The sequence below is a fragment of the Streptomyces sp. NPDC014764 genome (assembly GCF_043082785.1).
GTDB lineage: Bacteria > Actinomycetota > Actinomycetes > Streptomycetales > Streptomycetaceae > Streptomyces > Streptomyces althioticus.
The window spans coordinates 145386-152297 of the sequence record NZ_JBIBXY010000015.1 but is presented as its reverse complement, the minus strand read 5'-3'; the positions used below and the strand labels follow the sequence as shown (position 1 = coordinate 152297).

The following is a 6912-nucleotide window of genomic DNA, read 5'->3' as shown; positions in this document are numbered from 1 at the left end:
GTGACACCCAGGTGGAGCGGGTAGTCGCACTGCGCCGCGAGCTGCCGGTACGCCTCGACCATCACGACCGGGTCGTTGTGCTTCACCGAGATCTTGATGTCCCGGAAATCGTGCTCCTCGAACAGCGACGCCTCCCACAGCGCCGACTCCGCCAGCGCCTCCGGCGTCGCCTTGCCGTACTTCTGCAGCAGCCGCCGGTCCAGCGAACCCGCGTTCACCCCGATACGGATCGGGGTGCCGTGGTCCTTCGCCGCCTTCGCGATCTCCTTGACCTGGTCGTCGAACTTCTTGATGTTGCCCGGGTTCACCCGCACCGCGGCGCAGCCCGCCTCGATCGCGGCGAACACGTACTTCGGCTGGAAGTGGATGTCGGCGATCACCGGGATCTGCGACTTCCTCGCGATCACCGGCAGCGCGTCCGCGTCGTCCTGCGTCGGACACGCCACCCGCACGATCTGGCAGCCCGACGCCGTCAGCTCCGCGATCTGCTGGAACGTCGCACCGATGTCCGACGTCCGCGTCGTCGTCATCGACTGCACCGACACCGGAGCGTTCCCGCCCACCGCCACGGAGCCGACCTGGATCTGCCGGCTCTTCCGGCGCACGGCGAGCGTGGTCGGGACGGACGGCATGCCGAGAGAAATCGCAGTCATCTGCTGTGCAACCCCAAGTCGTGGATCAAGGTCCGGCTCCCCGTGAGCAGCGGGCTCCGGGCTCCGAGATTACGGCAATGGCCAAGGCTCGAGCACATCGCTCCCTTAAACCCACCCAAAGGGCGACGGCCCGGAACGCCAGGGTTCCGGGCCGTCGTGAGCAACGGGTGTCGTGGTGCGGGCGGGTCAGGAGATACGCACCGGGTTCACCACGTCCGCGATCAGCACGAGGATCGTGAAGCAGACGAAGATCCCCGCCACGACGTAGGCGACGGGCATCAGCTTCGCCACGTCGAAGGGGCCCGGGTCGGGGCGGCGCAGCAGCCTCGCGAGGTTGCGGCGCAGCGACTCCCACAGAGCGCCGGCGATGTGTCCGCCGTCGAGCGGCAGCAGCGGGAGCATGTTGAACAGGAACAGGGAGAGGTTGAAGCCCGCGAGGAGCATCACGAACATCGCGAGTTGCTGCGAGGCCGGGATGTCGAGGGTGGCGATCTCCCCGCCGACCCGGGCGGCGCCGACGACGCCCATCGGGGAGTCGGGTTCGCGCGGCCCGTCGCCGAAGGCCGCGTCCCACAGGGCGGGGATCTTCGACGGCAGGGCGGCCAGGGAGTCGATCGCGTCGCCGACCCTGTCGGTCATCCAGGTCACGGACTCGCCGAAGTCCTGCTTGACGACGCCGGTGGCGGCGCTGAAGCCGAGGAAGCCGGCCTTGACGTACTCGCCCTCGACGTAGGTGCCGTTGCCTTCCTTCTTCGCGACCATGTTGGTGGCGATGGTGGCCTGCAGCGTCACCTCCTCGCCGTCGCGCTCGACGACGATCGGCACGCTCTTGCCCGCGCTGTCGCGGATGAGGTCGGACAGCGTGCCCCAGTCGTCGGTGCGGACCCCGTCGAAGGCGACGATCTTGTCCTTGGCCTTCATGCCGGCCGCGGCGGCGGGCGACTGCGGGTCGGACTTCTCGCAGTCGTCGCGCTTCTCGCTCTGCGAGATCACGCACTGGGAGACCGAGCTGACGGTGGTGGTCTGCTGCTGGATGCCGAAGCCCATCAGCACGATGAGGAACAGCACGGCCGCGAGGATCAGGTTCATGAACGGGCCGGCGAACATGACGACGACCCGCTTCCACGGCTTGCGCGTGTAGAACAGGCGCTTCTCGTCGCCGGGCCGCAGCTCCTCGAAGGCGGCGGAGCGGGCGTCCTCGATCATGCCGCGCCACGGGGAGGTGGAGCGGGCCTCCAGCTTGCCGTCGGGCCCCGGCGGGAACATGCCGATCATGCGGATGTAGCCGCCGAACGGGATCGCCTTGACGCCGTACTCGGTCTCGCCCTTGTGCCGGGACCAGAGGGTCGGACCGAAGCCGACCATGTACTGCGGCACACGGATGCGGAACATCTTGGCCGTGGACAGGTGCCCCAGTTCGTGCCAGGCGATGGAGAACAGCAGGCCGGCCGCGAAGACGACTATGCCGAGGATGAACATCAGGGTCGTCATGCACGCGCCTCCGCGCTCGCCGTCCGGGCTGTCAGTTCGCGGGCCCGCGCGCGGGCCCAGGTCTCCGCTTCGAGGACGTCCGGCACGGTCAGTGAGGTTCCCGCGGCGGGCGTTCCGTGTTCCTCGACCACCCGGGTGACCGTGTCGATGATGCCGAGGAACGGCAGCGCGCCGGTGCGGAAGGCCTCGACGCACTCCTCGTTCGCGGCATTGAACACCGCCGGGGCGGTCCCCGCGAGTTCGCCGACGTGCCGGGCGAGGTTCACCGAGGGGAAGGCCTCGTTGTCGAGGGGGAAGAACTCCCAGGTGGACGCCTTGCTCCAGTCGAAGACCGGGGCCGCGTCCGGGACCCGTTCGGGCCAGCCGAGGCCGATGGCGATGGGGCCCCGCATGTCGGGGGGCGTCGCCTGGGCCAGTGTCGATCCGTCCGTGAACTCAACCATCGAGTGGACATACGACTGGGGATGCACGACCACCTCAATGCGGTCGAAGGGAATGTCGTAGAGGAGGTGGGCCTCGATGACCTCCAGGCCCTTGTTGACGAGGGTCGCGGAGTTGATCGTGATGACCGGGCCCATGGCCCAGGTGGGGTGGGCGAGGGCGTCCTCGACGGTGACGGCCGCCAGTTCCCGCCGGGTGCGGCCGCGGAAGGGCCCGCCGGAGGCGGTGACGACCAGCTTGCGGACGTCGGCGCGGGTACCGGCGGCCAGCGCCTGGAACAGCGCGGCGTGCTCGGAGTCCACCGGGATGATCTGACCGGGCTTGGCCAGCGCCTTCACCAGCGGGCCGCCCACGATGAGCGACTCCTTGTTGGCGAGGGCGAGGGTGCGGCCCGCCTCCAGGGCGGCGAGGGTCGGGGCGAGCCCGATGGAGCCGGTGATGCCGTTCAGGACGGTGTGGCAGTCGGAGGCGGCGACCTGGGTGGCCGCGTCGGGCCCGGCGAGGACCTCCGGCAGCGGCTCCCCCGTGCCGTACCGCGCGGACAGCGCCTCGCGCAGCTCCGGCACCACGTCCTCGCGGGCGACGGCGACCGTGCGCACCCGCAGGCGGTGCGCCTGCTCGGCGAGGAGGGCGACCCGGCCGCCGTTGGCGGACAGGGCGGTGACCCGGAAGCGGTCGGGGTTGCGCAGCACGAGGTCGATGGCCTGGGTGCCGATCGACCCGGTGGAGCCGAGGATCACCACGTCCTTGGGGCCGTCTCCCGCGACGGGGTCGTACACCAGGTGCGGGTCGGCGAGGGGGGCTGGAGCGTCGGTCATGGGCCCCATTGTGTCCGGTCGCGGCGGCCGTGGGGCCCCCGCCCCGGTACCCCGGGGGCGTGTCCGTGGTGCGCGGGGAGCGGAGGGAGGGGACGCGCGCCGTGGCCGGCCCCTCCCCGGGCCGCTCAGCGGATCGGTCGGCGGACGTTCTCCCCGGCGGACGGGCCGGGAGAGGCGTCGGCGATCCAGGGGCCCTCGCCGGAGGGGTCGATCACGCCGTCCTCCAGCCAGGTGTAGGAGCCGCCGAGGACGTTCTTCACGACCTTGCGGTCGAGGTCGTCGGTGTTGCTCCAGAGCCGGCCGAACAGTTCCTCCACGCGCAGCCTGGCCTGGCGGCAGAAGGCGTCGGCCAGCTGGTAGGCCTCGCGGCCGTGGTCGCCGCGGCTGCGCAGGTGCTCAGCGCGGACGCAGGCGGCGCTCATGGCGAACAGTTCGGCGCCGATGTCGACGATCCGGCCGAGGAAGCCCTGCTTGGTCTCCATCCGTCCCTGCCAGCGGGACATGGCGTAGAACGTGGAGCGGGCCAGCTTGCGCGAGGTGCGCTCCACGTAGCGCAGGTGCGGGGAGAGGTCGATGCCGTGCTTGAAGTCGCCGTACGCGCCCGGGAGCTGTCCGGGTCCGGCGACCAGTTTCGGCAGCCACTTGGCGTAGAAGACGCCCGCGTTCGCGCCCGCCCTGGCCTTGTCGCCGAGGCTCTTGTCGGGGTCGATGAGGTCCCCGGCGACGGACAGGTGGGCGTCGACGGCCTCGCGTGCGATCAGCAGGTGCATGATCTCGGTCGAGCCCTCGAAGATGCGGTTGATGCGCAGGTCGCGCAGCATCTGCTCGGCGGGGACCGCGCGTTCGCCGCGGGCGCGCAGCGAGTCGGCGGTCTCGAAGCCGCGGCCGCCGCGGATCTGGACCAGTTCGTCGGCCATCAGCCAGGCCGTCTCCGAGCCGTAGAGCTTGGCGAGGGCGGCCTCGATGCGGATGTCGTTGCGGTTCTCGTCGGCCATCTGCGAGGAGAGGTCGACGACGGCCTCCAGGGCGAAGGTGGTCGCCGCGATGAACGCGATCTTGGAGCCGACGGCCTCGTGCAGGGCGACCGGCTTGCCCCACTGCTCGCGCTCGGCGGACCACTCGCGGGCGATCTTCAGGCACCACTTGCCGGCGCCGACGCACATCGCGGGCAGGGAGAGCCGTCCGGTGTTGAGGGTGGTGAGGGCGATCTTCAGGCCCTGGCCCTCCTCGCCGATGCGGTGGGATGCGGGGACGCGGACGCGGTGGAAGCGGGTGACGCCGTTCTCCAGGCCGCGCAGGCCCATGAAGGCGTTGCGGTTCTCCACGGTGACGCCCTCGGAGTCCGCCTCCACGACGAAGGCGGTGATGCCGCCCCGGTGGCCCTCGGACTTCGGGACGCGGGCCATGACGACGAGCAGGTCGGCGACCACGCCGTTGGTGGTCCACAGCTTCACGCCGTCCAGCACGTAGTCGTCGCCGTCCGGTACCGCCGTGGTCGCGAGGCGGGCCGGGTCGGAGCCGACGTCGGGCTCGGTGAGGAGGAAGGCCGAGATGTCGGTGCGGGCGCAGCGCGGCAGGAAGGTCTCCTTCTGCTCGCGCGTGCCGAAGGTCTTCAGCGGCTGGGGCACGCCGATCGACTGGTGCGCGGAGAGCAGCGCGCCGATGGCGGGGCTGGCGGAGCCGACCAGGGCGAGGGCCTTGTTGTAGTACACCTGGGTGAGGCCGAGGCCGCCGTACTTGGTGTCGATCTTCATGCCGAGGGCGCCGAGCTCCTTGAGCCCGTTGATCACCTCGTCGGGGATGCGCGCCTCGCGCTCGATCAGGGCGCCGTCGACCTTCGCCTCGCAGAACTCGCGCAGCCTGGCGAGGAACTCCTCACCGCGGCGGACGTCCTCGTCGGCGGGGAGCGGGTGGGGGTGGATGAGGTCGAGCCGGAAGCGTCCGAGGAACAGTTCCTTGGCGAAGCTGGGCTTGCGCCAGTCCTGCTCCCTCGCCGCCTCGGCGACCTGCCGGGCCTCACGTTCGGTGACGGTCGGCCTGGTCGGGGCCGCGGGTGTCTCGGGTACTGCGGACATGAGGCTCACCTCGCCGCGAATAGGATGGAGTCATTGCGGTACGGACCGGTGCTACTCGATCGTATGTACCCGATTCGTAGCGACCCCACCACCCTGCGTGCCGCCGTCCGGCCGATCCCCGTACGGCGGCACGACGCGGAACTCTCCCGTCGAAGCGCTTCGACTGTATGGACATCATGACCCCCGGAAGCTAGGGTCGTACCCGTTCTCATAAGCACTTTTAGCCTTATCTGCTCATGTCGAAGCGCTTCACATACCTGGGAGATGCCGGATGGTCACCCTCGCCGAGGTCGCCCAGCACGCCGGAGTCTCGGCGAGCACGGTGAGCTACGTCCTCAGCGGCAAGCGGTCGATCTCCGCGACCACCCGGCAGCGGGTGGAACGCTCCATCCGCGAGCTCGGCTACCACCCCAACGCGGGCGCCCGCGCCCTGGCCAGCAGCAGGTCCAACATCATCGCCCTGATGGTGCCGCTACGGACCGACATGTACGTGCCGGTGATGATGGAGATCGCCATCGCGGTCGCCACCACCGCCCGCACCCACGGGTACGACGTGCTTCTGCTCACCGGCGAGGAGGGCCCGGACGCGGTCCGCCGGGTGGCCGGCAGCGGTCTCGCCGACGGCATGATCCTCATGGACGTCGAGCTGGACGACGAACGCCTGCCGCTGCTGCGGGAGTCCGCCCAGCCGGCCGTGCTGATCGGACTGCCCGCCGACACCACCGGACTGACCTGCGTCGACCTCGACTTCAAGGCGACCGGCGCGCTCTGCGTGGAGCATCTCGCCGGACTGGGCCACCGGGAAGTCGCCGTCGTCGGCGAGGCCCCCGCGGTCTACGAGCGCCACACCGGCTTCGCCGAGCGAACCCTGGACGGGCTGCGCTCGGCCGCCCGGGAGACCGGGGTGCGGCTGCTGCACCGCCCCTGCGAGGGCGGGTACGACGCGACGGCCGCGACGGTCGCCCGGATCCTCGACGAACGCCCCGGCACCACGGGCTTCGTGGTGCAGAACGAGGCGGCGGTGGAGCCGCTCCTCGCCCTGCTGCGGCAGCAGGGCCGCGCCGTGCCGGAGGACGTCTCGGTGGTCGCGGTCTGCCCGGAGCAGGTCGCCGTGCAGGCTTCGGTGCGGCTGACGTCGGTGTCCCTGCCCGCCCAGGAGATGGGCCGGCACGCCGTGGAGCAGCTGGTCGCCAAGCTCGACGGACGCGGCGGCGACGAGGTCGTGCTGCTGCCGCCCGCGCTGACGGTCCGGGCGAGTTCGGGTCCCGCGCCGGTGCGCTGACCGGCCCTGTGCCGTCGGCATCGGCACGGACGGCACAGGGGCGTGCGTCAGCCGCCGGAGACGGTCAGGCTGTCGGTGCGGAAGCCGAGGCCCCCGGCGGACGAGGTGATCTCCTGCCGTGGCGTCCCTTCCACGGGCGGGGGGACGTGCCC

5 protein-coding genes are annotated in these 6912 nt (G+C 70.9%); 1 reads left to right on the top strand and 4 read right to left on the bottom strand.

What is annotated here, in order from left to right; genetic code table 11:
• The 4 genes from ACF1AG_RS27790 to ACF1AG_RS27775 all read right to left on the bottom strand — a co-directional run.
• Window positions 1-653: flavodoxin-dependent (E)-4-hydroxy-3-methylbut-2-enyl-diphosphate synthase (locus tag ACF1AG_RS27790; protein ID WP_391810572.1), on the bottom strand; the 653-nt coding region annotated here is incomplete at its 3' end.
• 186 nt (window positions 654-839) lie between these two features.
• A complete protein-coding gene (locus tag ACF1AG_RS27785) occupies window positions 840-2132 on the bottom strand; it encodes a site-2 protease family protein (protein ID WP_359602195.1) in 1293 nt (430 codons plus the stop codon).
• Between the two features lie 8 nt (window positions 2133-2140).
• Complete coding sequence (dxr, locus tag ACF1AG_RS27780; protein WP_359602149.1) at window positions 2141-3403, bottom strand: 1-deoxy-D-xylulose-5-phosphate reductoisomerase; 1263 nt, start codon at window positions 3401-3403, stop codon at window positions 2141-2143.
• Window positions 3404-3528: 125 nt separating this feature from the next.
• Window positions 3529-5478, bottom strand: a complete 1950-nt coding sequence (locus tag ACF1AG_RS27775; RefSeq protein ID WP_359602151.1) for an acyl-CoA dehydrogenase family protein — start codon at window positions 5476-5478, stop codon at window positions 3529-3531.
• Between the two features lie 271 nt (window positions 5479-5749).
• Between ACF1AG_RS27775 and ACF1AG_RS27770 the strand changes: the two genes are divergently transcribed.
• On the top strand, window positions 5750-6760 hold the full coding sequence (locus ACF1AG_RS27770; RefSeq protein ID WP_359602153.1) for a LacI family DNA-binding transcriptional regulator: 1011 nt from the start codon (window positions 5750-5752) through the stop codon (window positions 6758-6760).
• Window positions 6761-6912: the final 152 nt, after the last annotated feature.